Raw genomic sequence first — 19809 nt, forward strand, 5'->3', positions numbered from 1 at the left:
CGTGAAACATCGATCGCGGAGGGTTCTCCCATGACTCCTGACCAGGTTCCTCGCTCGCACGGGTACGGGGTGCGCCTCGATCCGGAGACCCGTCGCTTCCGGGTCCGTAACGAGATGACGGGGGAGTGGCTGCGCGAACCCGGCGGTGAGATCGCCTCGTTCACCTTCTTCGACGACGCCTACAACGCGTGGCGCCAGTTCGAGGTCCACAAGCGGCCGGGGGAGTGAGCGTGTCCTCCATCCTCTCCCGTGCCACGGCCGAGCAGCGCCGGCAGGCCGCCTCCGTCGTGGAGGACCTGCTGTCCGTGCTGGCCCTGGGTGGGGTGAAGTTGCCCTCCATCGCCGTCGATTGGGAGTACGGCCGGGGCACGGGCAACTACCTGGTCGACCTGGGCTCGGCCCGGCCGCTCGAACTGCTGCGTCTCCTGGACCTGTTGCGCAAGGGGCTGCGGTACGAGCGCCTGACGCACGACGACTGAACTCCTGGCCCGTCTGCTGTGGTGGGCGGGCTGTTCTCTCGTGCTCCTCCCCGTGATCAGGAAGTGAACTGCCCCGATGCGCGACCCCCGCCTCCTCGCCAAGCCGCCGGTGTGCCGGCTGGGCTGTCTCGTCCTCGTGCGCAACCGGCGCGGGGACGTCCTGCTGGTCGACCCCGACTACATGGACGGCATGATCCTTCCCGGTGGCGCCGCGAAGCCCAACGAGCCGCCGCACGTCGCGGCGGCGAGGCACCTGCACGCCGAGACCGGCCTGCACCTGCGCCTGAGCGGCGTCGTCGCGGTCGACTTCACCCCCGCCGACCGCTACCTGGAACGCCTCAACCTCGTCTTCGACGGCGGCACCGTGCGCGACGACGCCCGCCTGAGCGTCCCGCCGCAGCACCGCAGCGGCCTGCTCGGCGCCCGCTTCGTCCCCGTGCACGACCTCCCGCACCGCACGGCCCCCGCCCAGTTCGCCCGCATCACCGAGGCGTTGGCCGGCTGCGCCCTGCCCGTCCTCCTGCACGGCCAGCGCGCGGCCTGAACCTCCGCACCCTCGACGGATACCTCTCACTGAGAGCTAAAATGGGGGTGTGACCGCGACGGAGCCCGCACCACCGCTCGATGCCGCGCCGGCCGACGAGTTCTCCGCCCTGCTCGTCGGGATCCAGCGCCTGGTCCGCCGCCGCCTGCGCCGGGCGACGGCCGAACCCCGGCTGCGCGGCGCGCAGGTCGAACTGCTGCGCCTGGCCATGGACAGCCCCGGCCTGCGGGTCTCCGAGGCCGCCGAGGAGCTGTGCCTGGCCGGGAACTCGGTGTCCACCCTGGTCAACCAGCTCGTCGCCCAGAACCTGCTGCGCCGCGAGGTCGACCCCGCCGACCGCCGCGCCGCGCTGCTGTACGTCACGGACGCGGCCGTGGAGCGGATCGAGGCCTGGCGCCGGCGCCGCCGCGTGCTGATGGAGGAGATCGTCGACGGCCTGCCCGCCGACCAGCGCGACGCCCTCGCCCGGGCCCTGCCCGCGCTGCGCTCCGTCGCCCAGGGCCTGCGCGACCTGCCGGACCTCGGCCTGCGCGACCTGCCGGACCTCCCCGACCTCCCAGACCTGCCCGACCGCCCCGACCTGGCCGACCTGCCCGGGGAGGGGCGATGAGCGAGGCGCAGCCCGAGGCCGTGGTGTGCAGGGGCCTGGAGTACACCTTCCGCCACGGGCGCGGCAAGGGCCACGAGACGCGGGCCGTGGACGGCATCGACCTGACCGTGCGCACCGGTGAGGTGTTCGGCCTGCTCGGCCCCAACGGCGCCGGCAAGACCACCACGATCCGCGCGATCACCACCCTGCTGCCGGTCGGCACCGGCATGGTGAGCGTCTTCGGCCACGACGCGACCCGCCGCCCCATGGAGGTGCGCCGCCTGCTCGGCTACGTGCCGCAGCAGCTGTCCGCCGACTCCGGGCTGACCGGGCGAGAGAACGTCGCCCTGTTCGCCCGCGTCTTCGACGTCTCCCGCGCCGAACGCGCCGAACGCGTCTCCCAGGCGCTGGCCGCCGTCGACCTCACCGACGCCGCCGACCGGATGGCCGCCACCTACTCCGGCGGCATGGTGCGCCGCCTCGAACTCGCCCAGGCCCTGGTCAGCGCCCCGCGCCTGCTGGTCATGGACGAACCCACCATCGGCCTGGACCCGATCGCCCGCACCGGCGTGTGGGAACGCGTGGACGCCGTGCGCCGGGCCACCGGCATGACCGTGCTGGTCACCACCCACTACATGGACGAGGCCGACCGCCACTGCGACCGCATCGCCCTGATGGACCGCGGCCGCATCCGCGCGCTCGGCACCCCCGCCGAGCTCAAGGACCGGCTCCGCGAGGCGGACGGCGGCCTCGACGAGCCCACGCTGGACGACGTGTTCCGCCACTACGCCGGCCGCGACCTGGCCGACGCCACGGAAGGAGACTTCGGTGATGTCCGCCGTACCCGCCGTACCGCAGGCCGCGTCGGCTGAACCCCCCGCCGGCGGCCCCGGACAGGGCCCCGGCCCGGACCTGTCCCTGCTGCTGGTGCCCCCGCGCGGCCGCACCGGCTGGCGCGTGGTGCCGGCCCGGGTGGCGGCGATGTGCGCGGTCGAACTGCAGAAGCTGCGCCACGACCGCACCGAGCTGTACACCCGGGCGATCCAGCCCGCCCTGTGGCTGCTGATCTTCGGCCAGACCTTCACCCGCATCAAGGCCATCCCCACCGGCGGCATCCCCTACCTGGACTACCTCGCGCCCGGCATCATCGCCCAGTCCGCGATGTTCATCGCGATCTTCTACGGCATCATGATCATCTGGGAGCGGGACTCCGGCGTCCTCACCAAACTGCTGGTCACCCCCACCCCCAGGGCGGCACTGGTGACCGGCAAGGCCTTCGCCGCCGGCGTGAAGGCCGTCCTGCAGGCGGCGGTCGTCGTGGTGATCGCCGCCCTGCTCGGCGTCGCCATGACCTGGAACCCGCTACGCCTGCTGGGCGTGGTGGTGGCGGTGGTCCTCGGCTCGGCGTTCTTCTCCTGCCTGTCGATGGCGATCGCCGGGATCGTGCTGACCCGCGACCGCCTGATGGGCATCGGCCAGGCCATCACCATGCCGCTGTTCTTCGCCTCCAACGCCCTCTACCCGGTGGCCCTGATGCCGGGCTGGCTGCAGGCCGTCAGCAAGGCCAACCCGCTCAGCTACCAGGTCGACGCCCTGCGCGGCCTGCTCATCGGCACCCCCGCCCACCTGCCGCTGGACTTCGCCGTCCTCGCCTTCGCCGCCCTGGCGGGCATCGCCGCCGCCTCCGCCCTGATGGGCCGCCTGGCCCGCTGATACTCCGGTCGCAGACCGTGTCCCGGGCCGATTGCGCGCCGGCGGCGGGCGACGGCTCCGGCGGTGTCTGCTGCCGCGGGACCGGGGTCAGGGCGTGCCCCGACGCCACGGCCCGCTACAACACGGCCAGGAAGCACCTCGACGAGGCCGCCGCCACCGTTTGCAGCGCGGGCGACGAACTGGGCCACCTCCAGAGCCAGGGCGCCACCCTGCACACCACCCACACCGACGACGCCCACAAGACCGCCGACGCCATCCGCAAGGCCGCCGACAGCAAGGCCCCGCCGGAACCGGGCTGGCTGGACAAGGTCGGCGACTGGTTCGGCAAACACGGCGCCGACCTGCTGACCGTGGCCGCGAGCGTCGCCGGCGTCGCGGCGATCTTCTTCCCGCCCCTCGCCCTGGCCGCCATCGCCCTGAGCCTCGCCGCGGCGACCGCGCACGCGGTGAAGTACGGGGTGAGCGGGCTGGTTCCGACCAGCATGACCAATCTCGGCAACGATCTGACCCTGTTGGGCGATCCCGTCGGTGCCCTTCCCGGCGGCGCCGTCGTCAAGGGAGGGGTCAGCGCCTACCGGGCGTCCCGTGCCGCGGGCGCAGGCGTCAAGCTCGCCGCGGGAAGCGGCGTCACCGAGGTGCGTACGGCAGCCGAGGCGATCGACCCGTCCAACCCCTTGTTCACCAAGGTCATCGAGGGCAATGCCGCGAAGCTCAAGCTGTCCCCGGCAGCAGCCCAGAACGTCTCCGACGGCGTGCAGGCCACCACCGGCCTGGCCCTGACCGCGCCCACCGCCGTCGGGCTCTTCGAGGACGACCCGGGGCCGGGGCTGACCGCCGGCATCAACTACACCACCGGCGCCGGGAACGCGGTCAACGCCTACGGTGTGGGGGCCGGAGGCAGCGGCAAGACCCGGATCGTCGCCAAACTGCTCGGCGGCGCCGGCGTCCTGACGACCGGGGCATGGGGGGTGGGCAGTGTCCTCTGACGCGACCGTCCCGTCGTTCTGGCTCTCCCTGCCGGAGGGGTTCACCGGCATCGACCTGGCCGAGGACCCGGGCGAACGCATGGGCCGGGTCCTGGACGGGCTCGACGTGCTGACCTCCGCCGACCCGGAGCAGAAGCTCGGCATCGCCGTCGCGGCCGAGACCGCCCTCCAGGCGCAACTGCGCGAGGGCGCGGTCCACGTGTCCAGCTGCCTGGTGCAGGCGGAGGACGGCTCCGTCGTCCAGGGCATGCTGACCTTCTTCGTCCGCTCCGAGGCGCTCGATCCTCCGGGCACCTACCCGCAGCGCGCGGCCGAACAGCTCGCCCGGGCCTGGCCGGACGCCGACGTCGCGGTCATCGACTTCCCGCTCGGCCGGGCCGTCGTGACCGTCCGTGACCTGGCTGTCCCGGTGCCGGGAGCGGCGTACGGCCTGCCGGGGTCGGGCGTCACCACCGTGCGTCAGCTCGAAGTGCTGCTCGCGCACCCGTGGAGCCCCCATGTGCTCGCGGCCGTCTTCACCACCGAACACCTCGACCACTGGGAGGGGTGGCTGACCCTGGTCGGCACCGCGATCAACGGGATCTCCTTCTACCCGCCCCGGAACGAGGCCCCGGACGACACCGTGCGGATGGACCCGGCCGGCCGCGTCGCACCCGAACTCCCCGGCGAGGCCGACTCACCCGCCATGCTCCTGGCGTTCCTCGGCCTCAACGCGGTGATCGACGGCCTCGTCCTCTGGTCCGTGCAAAGGCCCCGCCCGCCGCGGCGCCGAGAGACCCTCGGGTGACGACCGCCCGGCCCGGCCGGGTGGCCGTTCGCCGTGGCCGCCGCGGCGCTCTCGGCAGCCTGGCTGGGCCTGTTCCGGCTCGCCCGGTCCGACCTCACCCTGACGATCACGGCCGGGGCCGCCTCCTTCTTCGTGATGGCGGGCTTCTTCGGCACGTTCGACGACGACAAGGCCAGGAACGCGTTCCGCGCCCGGGCCCCTGCTGACCGGCCTCGCCACCGTCGCTCTCGGCGCCCTCCTCCTGACGGCCGCCTGACACCCGGAGCCGACGCGTCACCATCGGCTCGGCCGGCGGGCGGCCGACCCGCGTCCACGGCCGCCGCGCTGCCCGAGGCCCCGGCATCGACCCGGCCGAGGGGCACCGCCCCGGGGACTCGCCCGCACCGCGGTCTCCACCGGCACCATCACCGGTGTCATCACCGTGTCCGCGTACGCCGGCACGCGCACGTCGTCCGCGGTGCCCGGCTCCCCACAACCCGACCAGCATCCGGGCACAGGTGCGGACGAGGGCCTCCGGCCCACCGCGCCGGGCCCATCGGGAACTCGCCGAGGTCCACCCCGGCGAGCCGAGGTCAATGACACCCCCGCAAAAGGGGTGCGCGCGCGGAGCCGGGCGCCGGCCGGCCCCGCGCGCGCAGGGGAGGGTGGGTCAGGCGGCGGACCGCTGGTGGGCGCGCACACTGTTCACCAGCTGGTCGCGGATACGGGCCGGCACCTCGGGCGCGAACCGCGCCAGGTAGTGGTTCAGGTGCGTCTCGTCCCCGGTGAGGAACGGCAGGTCGAAGACCAGCAGCTTGCGCACCGCCAGCAGCGGCACCGGCGCCCGCAGCGGACGGAACGTCCGGTTCCACAGCCCCGGCTCCTCGCACACCGGGTGGAACTGGCCGATCATCAGGCCCTGCTCGACGAACTCGTCCTTGGCCTTGCGCTGCGCCTCGTCCAGCGCCGTGGAGTCCGCGCGGTCCAGGTGCGGCAGCACCAGCAGCACGGTCAGCAGCTCACGGTCCGACTCCTCACTCAGCCCGGCGAGCAACTCGTCGTAACGGGCGCGCAGTTCACCGACCAGGGCGGGCAGGTCGCCGTTGCCGTCACCGTCCGCGACGGCCAGGTGGAACAGGCCCCGGCGCAGCGAGGGCTGGGTGTAGGGACAGACCGGACCGCTGCGCCCCAGGTCGGGGTGGGCGGCGGTGAGGAAGTGGCGGGCCCACGCGAGGACCTCGACGGCCTCCGGGTGGGCGGCGGCGTGGCCGGCGTCGATGTCCTCGGCGCTGAACAGGCGCAGGGCGCCGGCGGCGGGCGCGGGCGCGGTCACCGGGGCCCCCGCCAGACCGGGGCCAGGCGGGGTCCGCCGCCGGGCAGGGCGATGGCCTCGCCGAAACGGGTGAAGCCGTGGTTCCCGCACAGGCGGGCGCCGCCGGCGGAGCTGGTCTCGGCGTAGGCGGCCTGGCCGGCGGCGTCGACCTCGGCGAGGACGGCGCCCAGCAGCGCCTCGGCGGTGCCGGCGGCGCGGGCGTCGGGGTGCACGCCGATGAACGCCAGGTAGTGGTGGCGGCGGTGGCGCGGGTGGCGGCGCTGCTGGAGGCGGGTGATGGCGGCCAGACGGCGCGCGGACTCGCCGTACCGGTCGGCGTCGATGGCCTCGGTCAGGGCGCGGGTGGCGGCGCCGTCGGCGCGGCCCGGGTCCTCCCACACGCCCGGGGGCAGGAACAGCAGCGCGCCCAGCAGGCCGGTGTCGTCGTCGGTGGCGACCATGACGCCCTGATGGGCCAGGCACTGTTCGAGGTGGACGAGGAAGAAGGCGGGCATGACCCGGGCGCGGTGGTCGGGGTCGGGGAAGGCCCAGAGCATCAGCGCGTCGTCGGCGAAGGCGTCGGCGAGCAGACGGGCCAGGGCGGGCGCCTCGTCGGGGCGGGCCCGGCGGACGGCGGCGCCCGCGGCGGGCCGCGGGACGGTGCCCGCGTCGGCGGGCAGGGCGGTGGCGGTGGTCAACGGGCACTCTCCTCGGGCGAGGGGACGGACGAGGGGGCGTACGGCGGTGCGTCGTACGGCGGTGCAGGCGTCGGTGCGGTCGGTTCGGTCGGTGCGGCGTAGGGCGGCGCGGGCGGTGAGACCGCCTCCGCGGCCAGCGCCGCGACCCGCGCGTGCAGGCGCGGCAGCCACGCCTGGGCCTCCGGCTTGATCAGCACGCTGCGCAGCACCCGCGCCCCGTCGGCGTCGGCCACCACGCCCGGGTGGCGGCGCGCGAAGTCGGCGGCGTCCACGCGCAGCACGCTCAGGTACACCGGGTCCTGCTCGTCGGCCATGCCCCGGTGCAGCACGCGGTCGGAGGCGGCGTCGATCGCGGACAGCGCGGGCGGGCCGTCGGGGGTGGGGAAGTAGGTGACGATGTCGAGCTGCGGCCGCTGGTGCAGCGTCAGCTCGTCACTCGCCTCGATCAGGTCGGCCCAGGCCAGCGCGGTGCGCCGGCCGGTGGCCAGGCCCGCGCCCAGCCCGTTTGCGGTCAGCGGCAGCAGCTGCAGGGTCAGCCACAGCGCGGCGGCCGAGGCGCCGGCACGCGAGCACTCCAGGCTGATCTCGCCCAGGTGCAGTTCGGCGTCGGTGAAGTAGGTGTACGGGGAGTCGTGGGCGAAGTGCCGGCCGATCGCGGGGTCGGCGAACAGCACCGCCCCGCACCCGTAGGGCTGCAGGCCGTGCTTGTGCGGGTCGACGGTCACCGAGTCGCACCCGGCGATCGCCCGCCACGGCGCCGGGTCGATGTCCAGCTGCGCCGCGGTGGCGTCGTCGCCGGCCAGCAGCGCGAAGAACCCGCCGTAGGCGGCGTCCACGTGCACCCGCGCCCCGTAGCGGCGCGCCAGCGCCAGCACCTCGTGCACCGGGTCGACGGCGCCGGGCCCGGTGGTGCCGCAGGTGACGACGACCGTGCCCACCCGTCCGGTGCGCAGCACCTCCTCCAGCGCCTCCGGGTCCATCCGGCCCCCGCCGTCGGCGGCCACCGCGTGGCCCTCGACGCCCAGCACGTGGCACATCCGGCTGTGGGTGTAGTGCGCCTGCGCGCTGTACGCCACGCCCTTGCCCGGGTGGCTCTGGCGCGCCACGTACAGCGCCTCCAGGTTGGCGATGGTGCCGCTGCTGGTCAGGTGGCCCACGTGCGAGGGCAGGCCGAACATGCCGGCGAGCGCGGCCACGCACTCGCGTTCCATGTCGTTGGTCGCCGGACCGCCCTCGTAGGCGTGGTTGTTGGGGTTGAAACGCATCGCCGTCAGGTAGCCCACCAGCGCCGCCGGGTGCGGCGGCTTGACCATCTGCCCGGCGTAACGCGGGTGGAAGAACGGGTAGTTGTGCTCCAGGCGCTTGGCGAAGCGCTCGAACGCGGCGGCGAAGTCCGCCTCGTCCACCAGGTGCGAGGGGTGCGCGGCGAAGGTCCCGAACCGCTCTCCCCACCGCTCGGCCACCTCGGCCGCCTTCGGCAGCCAGTACCCCAGGTCCACGCTTGGGCCCTTCCCTTCGAGTGCTCTGCGAGCCCACCGGGCTGCGGGCCGTCTCGGATCACGAGCGTTCCTCTAGTGCGTCCCGAGTCACCGTCCAGGCGCCGCGCAAGCCGCCCGCAACACGCCCAGCTCACCGCCGCCGCACCCGCCGCCACCCCCCGGGCACGGGCATCCGCACCGCCGGCGGGCCGCCTCCCGCACCACCGGCCGGCCCCAGCCGGACCCCAGCGGCGCGCAAGCGCACGCTGCTGCAATCACCCCCGGACAAGGCCGCCCCGCACCCGCCGGGCAGGCGGGGGAGCAGCACGGGAGGAACGCGCGATGGTGACCAGACGCAGGATGATCGGCGCCGCCCTGGCGACCGGGGGAGGGGTGCTGCTCCTGCGCACCACCGTGCGCCCGGCCGCCTCCGCCGCCTCCGTGCAGGACGCCGCCGCCGGCCACACCCACCCGGCCACCGACGCCCCCGACCCGGGCCCCGACGCCGGACCCGCCCTGGTGGAGAAGTTCACCACCACGCTGCCGGTGCCCCCGCTGCTCAGCCCCGTCTCCACCGCCGGCGGCGCCGACACCTACGCCGTCACCATGCTCCGCTCCTTCGCCCGCGTCCTGCCCGGGCACCGCACCGAGGTCCTCACCTACAACGGCGCCTTCCCCGGCCCCGTCATCCGCGCCCGCTCCGGACGGCCGGTGATCGTGCGCCAGACCAACCTGCTGGACGACGCCGTCTCGGTCCACCTGCACGGCTCCAAGGTGCCCGTCGACAGCGACGGCGGCCCGATGAACCTGCTGAACGCGGGCGCCACCCGCACCTACACCTACCCCAACGACCAGCCCCACGCGAGCCTGTGGTTCCACGACCACGCCCACCACATGGAGTCCGAACACGTCTACCGGGGCCTGGCCGGCACCTACCTGCTCACCGACGCCACCGAAGCCGCCCTGCCCCTGCCCTCGGGCCGCTACGACCTGCCCATCGCCCTGCGCGACGCCCGCTTCGACGCCTCCGGCAGCCTCGTCTACCGCATGGACGACCCCTTCAACCGCACCACCATCCTCGCCAACGGCCGCCCCTGGCCCAAGGCCGAGGTCGCCGCCCGCCGCTACCGGCTGCGCCTGCTCAACTCCTCCAACCTGCGCTTCTTCTCCCTGCGCCTGGCCGACGGCGGCCCCATCACCCAGATCGGTTCCGACGGCGGCCTGCTGGAACGCCCCCACACCACCGACACGATCGACCTGTCGCCCGGCGAGCGCGCCGACGTCGTCATCGACTTCTCCCGCTACCCCGTCGGCTCCAGCGTCGTCCTCACCAACTCCCTGCCGCCGGGCCCCGCCGAACACGTCGGCCAGGTGATGCGCTTCGACGTGGTGCGCTCGGCCGCCGACCCCAGCAGCGTCCCCGACCTGCTGCGCACCCTGCCCGCGCTGGGCGCGGCGGCGCGCGAGCGCACCGTGGTGCTGAAGGTCGAGGAGGGTACGGGCGGGGCCGCGCCGCGCGGCCTGATCGACGGCAAGGTGTACGACCCGGCGCGGGTGGACGCGCAGATCGCCTTCGGCACCTCGGAGATCTGGACGGTCGTCAACGCCAACACCGACGTCCCGCACAACTTCCACCTGCACCTGGTGCAGTTCCGGGTGCTGGAGCGCAACGGCAAGGCGCCCGGCCCCGAGGAGTCCGGCCTCAAGGACACGGTGCGCCTGCTGCCGGGGGAGAGCGTGCGCCTGCAGGCCACCTTCGACTCCTACCGCGGCCGCTACCCGTACCACTGCCACCTGCTGGACCACTCGGCGATGGGGATGATGGCGCAGATGGAGATCGCCTGACACACCCCCGGGGCCGGCCGCGCACCCCCGCACGCGGCCGGCCCCGCCCCCCGGGACGCCCGCCGGGCGGGCCGGCCCCGCCGCCGCCCGCGGGTCAGGACGCGTGGATGCCCTGGCCCGGCGTCAGGATCCCCGCCGGGTCGAAGCGGCGCTTGGCCCGCGCCACCCGCTCCCACAGCCCCCCGTAGTGCCGGCGCCAGTCAGCCCCCGTCATCCCCGGCACCGCCCCGATCAGGTACCGCTTGCCGCCCAGCTGGACCGCCCGGTCGTACAGCCGCCGGTTGCGCTCCAGCATCGCCGCCGCGTCCGCCCCCGGCCCCGGGAACGCCAGCAGGTCGAAGTGCCAGCCCACCTCGCCCTGCGGCAGCACCGCCAGCGGCGCCTTCACCCGCTCGCGCAGGTACGGGTAGAACAGCAGCAGCCCCGCCCCCAGGTCCGCCGGCGTGAGCACCTCGGCCGCCTCCGCCATGAACACCCGTGCCGTCGACGCGGGCAGGAACACGCTCAGCCACGGCTTCGGCAGCCCCCAGAACCCGGCCGCCCGCAGGTACCCGGCGAACGCGTCCACCCGGAACGCGTACTCGCGCCAGCTCTGCTCCACCACCGACACCCCGTCCGCCGCCGGCCGCAGCCCCGCCAGCAGCGCCCCGCGGTCCACCGCGTGCCCCGCGTCCGCGAACGCCACCAGCTCCGCCTTGTACCGCCACCGCGACCCGTCCGCGCTGCGCTCCACGTCACCGACCTGCAGGTCGAAGCGGCCCTCGGCCATCACCTTCTCCTGGTCGGCGAGGTAGGTGTCCAGGTCGTCGTAGTACAGCGAGAACACGTGGGCGCGCTCGCGTACCGGCACCAGTGCCAGGGTGGCCCGCACGATGATCCCCACCTGCCCGCCGCCGCCCAGCACGGCCTCGAACAGCTCCCGGTTGCGGGCGGGGGAGGCCGTCACCAGCTCACCGGTCCCGGTCACCACCTCCAGCTCCAGCACCCGGTCCGCCTGCAGGCCGAAGCGCTGCACCGCGCCGCCGATCCCGCCCACGCTCAGCGTCCCGCCCACCGACAGGTGCAGGTAGTCCGTCAGGCACGGCGGCACCCAGCCCACCGCCAGCCCCGCCTCGACCACCTGTGCCCACGTCGCCCCCGCCTCCACCACGGCACGCCCCGGCCGCACCGAGACGACCTGCGACAGGCCGCGGGCGTCGATCGCGATCCCTCCGCGCGGGTTGGCCTGGCCGTAGCTGGAGTGCGACTCCAGCCCGGCCTCGCCGACCTGCGACACGTCCCCGCTCTGCCCGTTGACCGCCACCGCAATGCGGTGCCTGCTCGCGAACGCCACCACCTTCTGCACGTCCCGCACCGAGGCGGGCCGCAGCACCGCCCGCGGCGCCGCGCTGACCAGGTGCCCGAAGTCGGAGGCGAACCGCTCCACCCCGGCTCCCTGCAGCGTCACCGTCCCTTCCAGGGACGGCAGTTGCGCGATGTCGGCGCCCGGCTCGGCGGCCCACGCCCGGGCGGAGGTGTCCCAGCCGACGACGGCGGCGCCGGCACCGGCCGCGGCACCGGCGAGGAGGGCGCGGCGCGACAGTCCTGACCTGCTCATATCAGAATTTCTCCGATCAGTCGTCAAATAGGGATTGTTGTACCGCAACCATCCCGCGACCGCCTACCACCGCGCACGACCGCCCCGCCCGGCCCCGCCCCGTACGGTCGGTGCCGGCCCGCCGGCGGGTCCGTCAGGGGCGCCCCACCTGCTGCTCCGCCAGCCGCAGCTCCGTCACCGAGTACTCCCACATCCGCACCTGACGCACCGGCGCGTGCGCCGGGATCCGCGCCGACACCGCCCGCGCCTGCGCCAGCAACGCCTCCCGCGCCTCGGGCAGGTGCGCCACCCGCGGGCCCTCGGCCGCCTCCCGCAGCACCAGCGCGAGCTTGAACGCGTACACCTGCGGGCTCACCGCGAACAGCGTCCGGTACACCCACAGGCCCTCCTCGCCGTGCAGCACCCGCTCGTTGTGGCTCAGCAGCCGAACCCGCGCCCGCAGCACCAGGTCCCCGTGCACGCCCGTCCCGCTCATCGTGTGTTCCCCCATCGCCGGTTCCGTCCACTCACCCGCCCCCGGGCACGACGGCTCCACGCGCCGGCCGCCCGCAACGGGGGCACCGGCACGTCAGGCCGTGCAAGGGGGTGGGATGTCGCACGAGTCTGCGGCCCGCGCCCACCTCGCGGCAAGACGGAAAAAGGGTGTGCTGTGTCCTACCGAAATCCTTGCCCGAGCTGGCAGGATTGGGGTCGGCACCCTTCCGGGGGTCGGGGCGGAGAAACTCTCGCGGCCCCCGGCGCACGCTGCGGCACAGTGGTGGCGGACGACGCCGGACAGCACCGCGCAGTGATGGGGGAGTGCGCTATGACCGCCACAGCAGCCCGTGGCCGCGGTTGTCGCCGCCCCCCGTGCGCCCGTCGCGCGGCCGCCCTCCGGTCCCGGACGCGCAGCGCAGTGCCTCTTCTTCCTGTGGGCAACCCGGGCGCCGCGCACGGGCGTTGACATTCCATACCGCACCGGAAACCGCGAGGACATGGCTTTCGGGGTATAGATCATTCGGCAACTACCGTTCGCGGCATGCTCCTTCATCGTCTCTGGCCTTCGGAGAAGGGACAACGTGTGCGCATACGTGGTGGGTTGCGAGTTCTCGGTGCGTTACCGCCCGACCCGGGCTCTCCCGGCCTCCTGCCCCATGGGGACGGTCCGGTGAGGTACTGCGCGCTCGGCCGGGTCGGGGTCGAGACCGCCGGCGGCTTTGTCGACATCACGGGCGAATACCGGCGGCTGCTGTTCCAGATCCTGCTGGTGAGCGAGGGGCGGCCGGTCCTGCACGACGTCCTCATCGAGGAGCTCTGGGGCGGGAAGGCTCCCGGCAATGCCGAAAACGCCCTCCAGGCCCATATCAGCCGGATCCGCCGACACCTCGCCACGATCGAGCCGGGCCGGGGAGCGGGCCGTGTGCAGGGACATCCGCAGGGCTACCGCTTCGACCTAGACGGGATCGAACTGGACACCGCCGTCTTCGCCAACGGGATAGACCGGGCGGCGCGGCTGCGTTTCGACAATCCGGACGCCGCGCTCCGGCAGGTCCGGGCGAGTCTGGCACTGTGGCAGGGACCCATCGCCGACAGCACCGGCCGCGACCTGCTGCGGGCCGCCGGAGAACGCTACGAGGCCTACCGGCTGCGCGGACTGGCGACCCTGTTCGACATCGAACTCGAACGGGGCCGCCATGCCGCGGTGCTGGCGGACATCCAGGCGGTCCACAGCCAGTACACCCTGCGCGAGGACTTCTGCGAGCACTACATGCTCGCGCTCTACCGCAGCGGGTCCCAGGTGGAGGCGCTCGACGCGTTCCGCAGCCTCCGGTCCCGGCTCGCGGACGAGCTCGGGCTCGACCCGTCCCCGCGGCTGTGCGCCCTCGAACAGGCCATCCTGGACCACGCTCCCGCCCTGCAGAGGCCCGGATGGCCCGCACCGCCCCTCCCGGAGCGACGCCCCGCTCTGGCGACCGGTTCGGGCGACGACAGACAGGCCAGGACATCGACGCCGCTGCGTCAGGTTCCGTGCAAGGCCCGCACCGCGCCCCGGAGTCAGCCCCCGGGGACCAGCCGCCAGTAGGCGTAGCCGTCGGACTCGGTCGGTTCCAGCTCCGCGGGCCCGGGCACATGGGCCAGACAGGTACGCAGGTAGGCGAGGTCCTCCCCGTGCCGGGGGTCCGCGACGCGCAGCGGCCGCACGGCCCCGTCCGGCTCTATGCGGCACGGGTACAGCCCGCAGTCGAGCACCCCCGTCCCGTCGACGTCGACGCGTGCCACCACCGTCCGCCTGGCGTCGGAGTGGAAGGGCAGCAACGGGTAGCCCGCGCGAGGGTAGATCCCGTACTCGCCGTAGGTCCGCAGGCACGCGTCCTCGTCGTCGTACGGGGCGTCGGGGGTCTCCCGGAGCAGGTCCGCGGCGAGGGCGGGCAGATCGCAGGCGATGTTTCCGAGCCCGTAGAAGACGGGAGCGCCGTCGAGGAATGCGGCGCCGCGCAGCAGGTGCTGATGGTGTCCCAGGACGACGTCCGCTCCGGCGTCCACGAGCAGCCGGGCGACCTGGGGCTCGCAGTCGGTGAGCGCGAAGGGGCGGAACGGATCGCCCCAGTGCACGCCCACCACGGTCACGTCCGCCCTGGCGGCGGCGCTGCGCACCGCTTCCTCGACCGTGCCGCAGTCGTCCTCGTCGACGGCGGTGACGATCTGCGGGGCGGCGCCGGGGTTCCAGCACGAGGGGTCCGGGTTGACGTAGAAGGTGTGGGCTCGCAGGGCGGCGATGCCCGGTACTCCCGCGCGCGCCTCGTACCCCGCCGGGAAGACCGTGGAGAGCGCGACGAAGGCGACGGTGAGCGAATTCCGGGTGAGCAGGCGGGCCTCGAACGCCTCCCCGAGGTTCTCTCCCGCTCCCACCGCCTCGATCTCGTGCCGGCGCAGTGCGGCGACGGTCTGCCGCAGGCCTTCGTGTCCGCCGTCGACGCTGTGGTTGTTCGCCAGGGACATCACGTCGAACCCGAGCGTGCGCAGGGCTTCGGCGTTCTCCGGCGCGGACACCTGAGGCCCCTTGGCCTGCGGGGCCCGGTCCGCCGACCGCGAGTGGGCGCCTTCGCAGTTCCCGAAGACGATGTCCCCGGTGGCCAGCAGCCCGGCCAGCGGGGCGAATCCCGCCGCGGGCTCAGGCCGGTCCACGAAGACATCACCGACCGACAGGATGCGGATCACGCGTCGTCCTTCCCGAGTTCGGTCAGGACGAAGGCCAGGACGGCCGCTTCGTCCTGCCAGTCCTCGGCCACCTCGGAATGCCCCAGGTGGCCGACACCGTTGACACGCACCAGCACCGGACGCCCGGCCGTGCTCGCCGTACGCACGGCCGAGGCCAGACGCAGCGGTTCGGCGACCGCGACCCGGGTGTCCGAGAGGCCGCCGGTCAGCAGCATGGCCGGATACGCGGCCGGCCGGACGTTGTCCACCGGTGCGAGCGCGGCCAGAACGGCCCTGGCCCGCGGGTCGGCGAGAGGGTTCCCCCACTCGTCCCACTCCAGCTCCGTCAGCGGATCGTCGGCGCGCAGCAGGGTCTGCAGGCAGTCGACGAAGGGGACCTCCAGGACGGCGGCGGCGAACAGGCCGGGCTCCTGGTTGACCGCGGCGCCGACCAGCGCGGCGCCGGCGCTGCGGGCGCGTGCCGCAAGCGACCTCGGTGCCGTCAGGCCCTGCGCGAACAGGTGCCGAGCGCACCCGAGGTAGTCCTGCACAGCGCTCAGCTTGCCCGCGCCGCGCCCGGCTTCGTGCCATGCGGGGCCCAGCTCGCCGCCGCCGCGCACATGGGCGATGGCGAAACTGACACCCCGCCGGAACAGCGAGGGCCGGAACAGCGAGTAGTCGGGGTCGACCGGGATGCCGTACGACCCGTAGGCGTACAGCACGGTGGGCAGCGGGCCCACGGCTCCGGCAGGTCGCAGGACGGTGAGCGGTACGAGCACGCCGTCCGCCGAGGCCACGGCCGTTTCGAGCACGGTGATGCCCGGTCCGCCGGTCGTGGCGGGGGCGGCAGCCGCCGGGCCGGCGCCCGGAAAGGGGTGGGCGACCGTCCTGCCCGTGGCCAGCCGGTACCACCGTGCCTCCTGGTCCCAGCAGGAACGCACCAGCTCCAGCGGTGCCCCGGCCGGGCGCAGCCCGGCCACGAACCGGATGCCCGATGCCGGGGAACCGCCGTCCCGGGGCCCGCGGTCCGCCGTGAAGCCGACGGACTCCTGCCGTCCCCGCACCCCGGGCAGCGGGCAGCGCAGCAGCCGCCGGCCTGCGCGCCGCTCCAGCACGAGGACATGGTCCGCATCGAGGGCGACGTCCTCGAAGTGCGCACCGTCGAACGCCCGGCACACCACCGCCCACGATTCGTCCGGCACCGGCAGGTCATCGAGCGATTCGGCGAGCAGTACGGCATCCCCGTCCGCGGCACCGGACACCGCCATCACGCAGCGGCCCTGGCGGACATCGGCGTACACCCGCTCTCCCGGGCGGGGCTCGCGCAGCGGGGACAGTCCTCCTGCCGCGCGGTCCAGCACCCACATGCTGCGCCGGGAATGCTGCTCGATCGCGGCCAGCACCTCGGTGCCGTCCGAACTCGTGGCCAGCTCGACGTAGTCACCGCCGGGTGCCAGCGCGGCGAGGCGGACCGTGTCGCCGCTGCGCGGATCGGTGGCGCGCAGTTCGACCGGGCGCAGCTGCCCGTCGACCCGAAGGTGTACGACGCGGTCCAGCCCGCTGTCCCAGGCGAGCGACGGCGCCGCCGCCTCGGCCACGGTCACCGACTCTCCTGCCGGCAGGGTCCGCAGGCGCACCTCGAAGGTGTCGGCGCCGCTGGTGTCGACGGTGTACGCGAGATACCGGCCCTGAGGGTCGAGGACCACGTCGCCGAGGATGAACTCCGCCGTGCCGCCTGCGGCTGCGGACTCGGCCTCCTGGGCGAAGTCGACGATGCAGCGGCCCGGGGCCGGGGCGCCCTCGACGCACTCCAGGAGCCGGGGCTGCGACTGCCCCGGCGTCAGGACGAGCGCGAACGTGCCTGTCGTGCACCGGTGGATCGCCAGCGGGAGCGGAGTCGCGTTCGGGGTCTGCTGGGCGAACTCCTCGCACAGCAGCTCGCACAGACGGCCCAGCGGCTCGGCGTACGCCTCCCAGCGCGCCGCCTCCTCGGCCAGGGCCTCGTTCTCATCCATCCTGGGCACCTGCGCAGACCAGGGGTTCGCTCCCGGCGTCGGCCTCGGTCGGTGTCCTGCGGCTGCTGAGCACCAGCCCGGTCAGGTCCACCACGGCCGCGGCGCAGCCGCCGACGATGAGCAGGGTTGCCGCGGAGAGCCGGGCGGAGAGCGCACCGACACCCGCGGTCGAAGCCGGTTCGAGCCCGAAGGAGGTCGCGCGGGCGATGCTGTTGACCCGTCCCAGGTACTCCTCGGGCGGGAGGGCCTGGAGCAGCGTGCGGTAGTACGTGGCAGCGGGTCCTGCGGCCAGTCCGCCGGCGGCGTACGCCACTGCGGCGAGCGGCAGGTTCGGAGCGAACCCCACCACGGCCAGCAGGCCGTCGCTCACCATGAACAGGCCGAAGATGACCCGCTGGGACTGCTGCCACCGCGTGGGCAGCCGGTGGCAGAGCAGAGTGCCGAGCACCAGGCCGGCGCCGAACGCACCGGAGAGGATGCCCAGGCCCTGCGGGCCCGCCTTCACGACCTCCTTGGCGAAGAGCGGGATGCCCACCCCGATCAGCCCCAGGACGAACAGGTTGGCCATCGCGAACGTCGGGAGCAGGACCCGCAGCCGACGGTGGCGCAGCACGAAGGCGAGACCGCCGGACAGTTCCACGAGGACCGGTTTGCGGGCCTCCTCCCGGCCCCGGCCCAGCGGCGGCAGCAACGTCAGCAGCACACTGCTCAGGGCGTACATGCCCGCCGCGGTCAACAGCGTGCCGCCGCTCCCCAGCAGGGCGACCAGGGCACCGCCCAGCGCGGGTCCACCCGTCATCGCGCCCCACTCGCGCAGGCTGACCCAGCGGTTCGCCTGCACCAGGCGCTCCCTGTCGACGAGCAGCGGCAGCATCGAGGCCCCGATGGGAAGCCGGACCGCGTCCAGGACCCCCAGGCAGACGGCCAGGGCGAGCCAGGCCCACAGCTCGCTCCGGTGGGTGATGGCGGAGGCGGCCAGGTTCAGCAGGCACAGCAGTGCCCCGACCGAAATCCCGACCGCGCGGCGGTCCTTGCGATCGGCCAGGACACCGCCGAAGAGCAGGAGCAGTCCGCGCGGGATCGCCCAGGCGGCCAGGACCAGACCCAGGCGGCCGCCGCCGAAGGTGTGCAGGGCGGCCCAGGCGATCGACACGATCAGGAACTGCTCGGCGAGGTCGGTGCAGGTCTGCGACCAGAACATCGCCTGGTAGGGCCGGTTGCGCAGGAGGGGGTCCGCCGACCGCGGGCCGGGGGCCGACTCAGCCACGGGGCTCGTCCAGCGGCTCCGGCGAGGCGGGGGTCGCCGGGACCGCGGTTCTGCACACCGGGCAGTCCGGGCGGCGCACGGTGGTGTGCCACTGCTGCTGGAACGTCACGAAGTCGATCTCGAGGAGCTTCCCCGAGGCGAGCACCGGCCCGAACCCGAGGCGCTCGCGCAGCAGCTCGTAGGAGAGGAAGTAGCCGAGGAACATGCAGGCCGGCCCGAGTGCGCCGTTGCTGGAGTCGAGGTCGTGGATCCGCACGTACTCCAGGATCTCGGCGAACTCGGCGTGCTCGGCGGTTTCCCCGTCGACGATGCACTGGTAGCAGGGGCCCTGACCCGGCACCACGCTGTAGGCCGTGCCGAGGTGGGCGCTGATGCTGCCGGCGGTGTAAGGGATCCGACGCTTCACGCAGGCTTCGTTGACCCAGAAGTCGATCCACCCGTTCGGCTTGTCGGCCAGGCAGAAGACGAAGTCCGGGGCCGCGGCGTCGATGACGGCCTCCACATCGGACAGCGAGGTGAGTCGCCGTTCGATCGTGTCGAACTCGATGTCGGGGTTGAACCGCGCCATCCGCTCCGCGGCCACGTCCACCTTCGGCCTGCCCACCGCCGGGGTGGAGTACAGGACCTGCCGGTTGAGGTTGCTCAGCTCGACCCGGTCGAAGTCCAGGCCGGTGATGCTGCCGATGCCGAGCTCGGCCAGCGCCATGCAGACATTGGTGCCGATACCGCCCATGCCCAGCACCAGCACCCGGGTGTTCTTCAGCACGACCTGCGGGGCGTGGAAGTCCTCGCTCGCGGACGCGCGGGTACGGAAGAAGTTCAGGTTCGGTGCGTACCGGCGCAGGTCGTCGGCCGTGAGCTCCTGCGGCGGGTTGGTACCCCCGTCCTCCAGGAAGCCCGCCTCATGGAGGGTCCCGACTCCCTCGAGCACCTCGTCCGCGCTGAGCCTGCCGTCGAGTTCGCCTTGCAGCCGGGCGATGCTCCTGCTGCCGTCGAGCAACCTGACCAGCGTGGCCCAGCGGCCGTCCGGGTCCTCGATCTCGCTGGCGTACGCAGGACCGGAACCCATCCGGATCCGGCCCTCCAGGTACATCACGTCATAGATCGGCCGGACCTTCGGCAGCGCGGGCAGCGCGGAGTCGCTCATGGTGAAGTCCTCGGTATCGTCGAGTACGACTGCCGGCGCCGGACGGCATCCGTCGCCGGTGCGAAGGGGCCCATCCGATTCGCGCGGATGGGCCCCCGGCAGGGTGTTCTTCACAACCCCTGCCGGATTCAGCGCGGCGAGGAGCCGGCCTTGGCGACGGCAACCTTACGGATCTTCATGCGGATCACCTCGTCTC

At 73.7% G+C, this 19809-nt stretch carries 19 protein-coding genes; 10 read left to right on the top strand and 9 right to left on the bottom strand.

The genetic code is table 11. The features are described 5' to 3' along the window. The first annotated feature begins 30 nt into the window (after positions 1–30). From AB0D10_RS33515 to AB0D10_RS33550, 8 genes are all read left to right on the top strand, one after another. Positions 31–228, top strand: a complete 198-nt coding sequence (locus AB0D10_RS33515; protein WP_360262742.1) for a hypothetical protein — start codon at positions 31–33, stop codon at positions 226–228. A gap of 2 nt (positions 229–230) precedes the next feature. Further along, positions 231–479: a hypothetical protein gene (locus tag AB0D10_RS33520; protein WP_360262743.1), complete on the top strand. Its 249-nt coding sequence runs from the start codon at positions 231–233 to the stop codon at positions 477–479. A 76-nt stretch (positions 480–555) separates the two neighbouring features. Beyond that, positions 556–1023, top strand: coding sequence for an NUDIX domain-containing protein (locus tag AB0D10_RS33525; protein ID WP_360262744.1), 468 nt, complete (start codon positions 556–558; stop codon positions 1021–1023). Between the two features lie 49 nt (positions 1024–1072). Then, the gene (locus AB0D10_RS33530; protein WP_360262745.1) at positions 1073–1633 is read left to right on the top strand and encodes a MarR family transcriptional regulator; all 561 of its coding nucleotides are present in this window, start codon (positions 1073–1075) and stop codon (positions 1631–1633) included. Next, complete coding sequence (locus tag AB0D10_RS33535) at positions 1630–2484, top strand: ATP-binding cassette domain-containing protein (protein WP_360262746.1); 855 nt, start codon at positions 1630–1632, stop codon at positions 2482–2484. The genes AB0D10_RS33530 and AB0D10_RS33535 overlap by 4 nt, the downstream gene beginning before the upstream one ends. Next, entirely contained in the window at positions 2444–3325 is an 882-nt protein-coding gene (locus AB0D10_RS33540) for an ABC transporter permease (RefSeq protein WP_360262747.1), read from the top strand. Before AB0D10_RS33535 ends, AB0D10_RS33540 begins: the two co-directional genes overlap by 41 nt. Positions 3326–3342: 17 nt before the next feature. Beyond that, entirely contained in the window at positions 3343–4311 is a 969-nt protein-coding gene (locus AB0D10_RS33545) for a hypothetical protein (protein ID WP_360262748.1), read from the top strand. After that, the gene (locus AB0D10_RS33550; RefSeq protein ID WP_360262749.1) at positions 4301–5098 is read left to right on the top strand and encodes a hypothetical protein; all 798 of its coding nucleotides are present in this window, start codon (positions 4301–4303) and stop codon (positions 5096–5098) included. Before AB0D10_RS33545 ends, AB0D10_RS33550 begins: the two co-directional genes overlap by 11 nt. A gap of 649 nt (positions 5099–5747) precedes the next feature. Here the strand turns inward: AB0D10_RS33550 and AB0D10_RS33555 are convergent. Genes AB0D10_RS33555 through AB0D10_RS33565 form a run of 3 tightly spaced genes read right to left on the bottom strand, consistent with a single transcriptional unit; the run spans position 5748 to position 8586 of the window. After that, positions 5748–6410, bottom strand: coding sequence for a DUF6875 domain-containing protein (locus AB0D10_RS33555; RefSeq protein ID WP_360262750.1), 663 nt, complete (start codon positions 6408–6410; stop codon positions 5748–5750). Next, positions 6407–7087: a hypothetical protein gene (locus AB0D10_RS33560; RefSeq protein WP_360262751.1), complete on the bottom strand. Its 681-nt coding sequence runs from the start codon at positions 7085–7087 to the stop codon at positions 6407–6409. Before AB0D10_RS33560 ends, AB0D10_RS33555 begins: the two co-directional genes overlap by 4 nt. Next, a complete protein-coding gene (locus AB0D10_RS33565) occupies positions 7084–8586 on the bottom strand; it encodes an aminotransferase class I/II-fold pyridoxal phosphate-dependent enzyme (RefSeq protein WP_360262752.1) in 1503 nt (500 codons plus the stop codon). The genes AB0D10_RS33560 and AB0D10_RS33565 overlap by 4 nt, the downstream gene beginning before the upstream one ends. 321 nt (positions 8587–8907) lie before the next feature. On the opposite strand from AB0D10_RS33565, the gene AB0D10_RS33570 reads away from it, so the two are divergent. Continuing rightward, positions 8908–10410 carry a multicopper oxidase domain-containing protein gene (locus AB0D10_RS33570; protein WP_360262753.1) on the top strand — a complete coding sequence of 501 codons (1503 nt, stop codon included), beginning with the start codon at positions 8908–8910 and terminating at the stop codon, positions 10408–10410. Between the two features lie 94 nt (positions 10411–10504). Here the strand turns inward: AB0D10_RS33570 and AB0D10_RS33575 are convergent, their stop codons facing one another. Together AB0D10_RS33575 and AB0D10_RS33580 are read right to left on the bottom strand one after the other, a co-directional pair. Further along, a complete protein-coding gene (locus tag AB0D10_RS33575) occupies positions 10505–12007 on the bottom strand; it encodes an FAD-binding protein (protein WP_360262754.1) in 1503 nt (500 codons plus the stop codon). 133 nt (positions 12008–12140) lie between these two features. Continuing rightward, positions 12141–12497: a hypothetical protein gene (locus AB0D10_RS33580; RefSeq protein WP_360262755.1), complete on the bottom strand. Its 357-nt coding sequence runs from the start codon at positions 12495–12497 to the stop codon at positions 12141–12143. Positions 12498–13154: 657 nt separating this feature from the next. Here AB0D10_RS33580 and AB0D10_RS33585 point away from each other — a divergent pair. After that, positions 13155–14069 (top strand): AfsR/SARP family transcriptional regulator, encoded by a 915-nt coding sequence (locus tag AB0D10_RS33585; RefSeq protein ID WP_360262756.1) that lies wholly within the window; start codon positions 13155–13157, stop codon positions 14067–14069. On the opposite strand, the gene AB0D10_RS33590 is transcribed toward AB0D10_RS33585, so the two are convergent. From AB0D10_RS33590 to AB0D10_RS33605, 4 genes are read right to left on the bottom strand one after another with little or no spacing between them, the layout of a single operon-like run. Next, on the bottom strand, positions 14042–15205 hold the full coding sequence (locus AB0D10_RS33590) for a CapA family protein (RefSeq protein WP_360262757.1): 1164 nt from the start codon (positions 15203–15205) through the stop codon (positions 14042–14044). The two genes, AB0D10_RS33585 and AB0D10_RS33590, sit on opposite strands and share 28 nt — an antisense overlap. Beyond that, positions 15202–17199 carry a prolyl oligopeptidase family serine peptidase gene (locus tag AB0D10_RS33595; RefSeq protein WP_360262758.1) on the bottom strand — a complete coding sequence of 666 codons (1998 nt, stop codon included), beginning with the start codon at positions 17197–17199 and terminating at the stop codon, positions 15202–15204. Before AB0D10_RS33595 ends, AB0D10_RS33590 begins: the two co-directional genes overlap by 4 nt. After that, a complete protein-coding gene (locus AB0D10_RS33600) occupies positions 17192–18466 on the bottom strand; it encodes an MFS transporter (protein WP_360262759.1) in 1275 nt (424 codons plus the stop codon). The genes AB0D10_RS33595 and AB0D10_RS33600 overlap by 8 nt, the downstream gene beginning before the upstream one ends. After that, positions 18459–19613: a ThiF family adenylyltransferase gene (locus tag AB0D10_RS33605; RefSeq protein WP_360262760.1), complete on the bottom strand. Its 1155-nt coding sequence runs from the start codon at positions 19611–19613 to the stop codon at positions 18459–18461. Before AB0D10_RS33605 ends, AB0D10_RS33600 begins: the two co-directional genes overlap by 8 nt. Positions 19614–19809 lie beyond the last annotated feature (196 nt).

The organism is Kitasatospora sp. NPDC048545 (assembly GCF_040651155.1).
In the GTDB taxonomy this organism is placed as follows: Bacteria; Actinomycetota; Actinomycetes; order Streptomycetales; family Streptomycetaceae; genus Kitasatospora.

What these genes read in the sequence shown, in the direction of transcription:
- AB0D10_RS33515 (WP_360262742.1), top strand. Translation starts at nt 31, where the DNA reads ATGACTCCTGACCAGGTTCCTCGCTCGCACGGGTACGGGGTGCGCCTC.
- AB0D10_RS33525 (WP_360262744.1), top strand. Translation starts at nt 556, where the DNA reads ATGCGCGACCCCCGCCTCCTCGCCAAGCCGCCGGTGTGCCGGCTGGGC.
- AB0D10_RS33535 (WP_360262746.1), top strand. Translation starts at nt 1,630, where the DNA reads ATGAGCGAGGCGCAGCCCGAGGCCGTGGTGTGCAGGGGCCTGGAGTAC.
- AB0D10_RS33540 (WP_360262747.1), top strand. Translation starts at nt 2,444, where the DNA reads ATGTCCGCCGTACCCGCCGTACCGCAGGCCGCGTCGGCTGAACCCCCC.
- AB0D10_RS33570 (WP_360262753.1), top strand. Translation starts at nt 8,908, where the DNA reads ATGGTGACCAGACGCAGGATGATCGGCGCCGCCCTGGCGACCGGGGGA.
- AB0D10_RS33575 (WP_360262754.1), bottom strand. Translation starts at nt 12,007, where the DNA reads ATGAGCAGGTCAGGACTGTCGCGCCGCGCCCTCCTCGCCGGTGCCGCG.
- AB0D10_RS33580 (WP_360262755.1), bottom strand. Translation starts at nt 12,497, where the DNA reads ATGGGGGAACACACGATGAGCGGGACGGGCGTGCACGGGGACCTGGTG.
- AB0D10_RS33595 (WP_360262758.1), bottom strand. Translation starts at nt 17,199, where the DNA reads ATGGATGAGAACGAGGCCCTGGCCGAGGAGGCGGCGCGCTGGGAGGCG.
- AB0D10_RS33605 (WP_360262760.1), bottom strand. Translation starts at nt 19,613, where the DNA reads ATGAGCGACTCCGCGCTGCCCGCGCTGCCGAAGGTCCGGCCGATCTAT.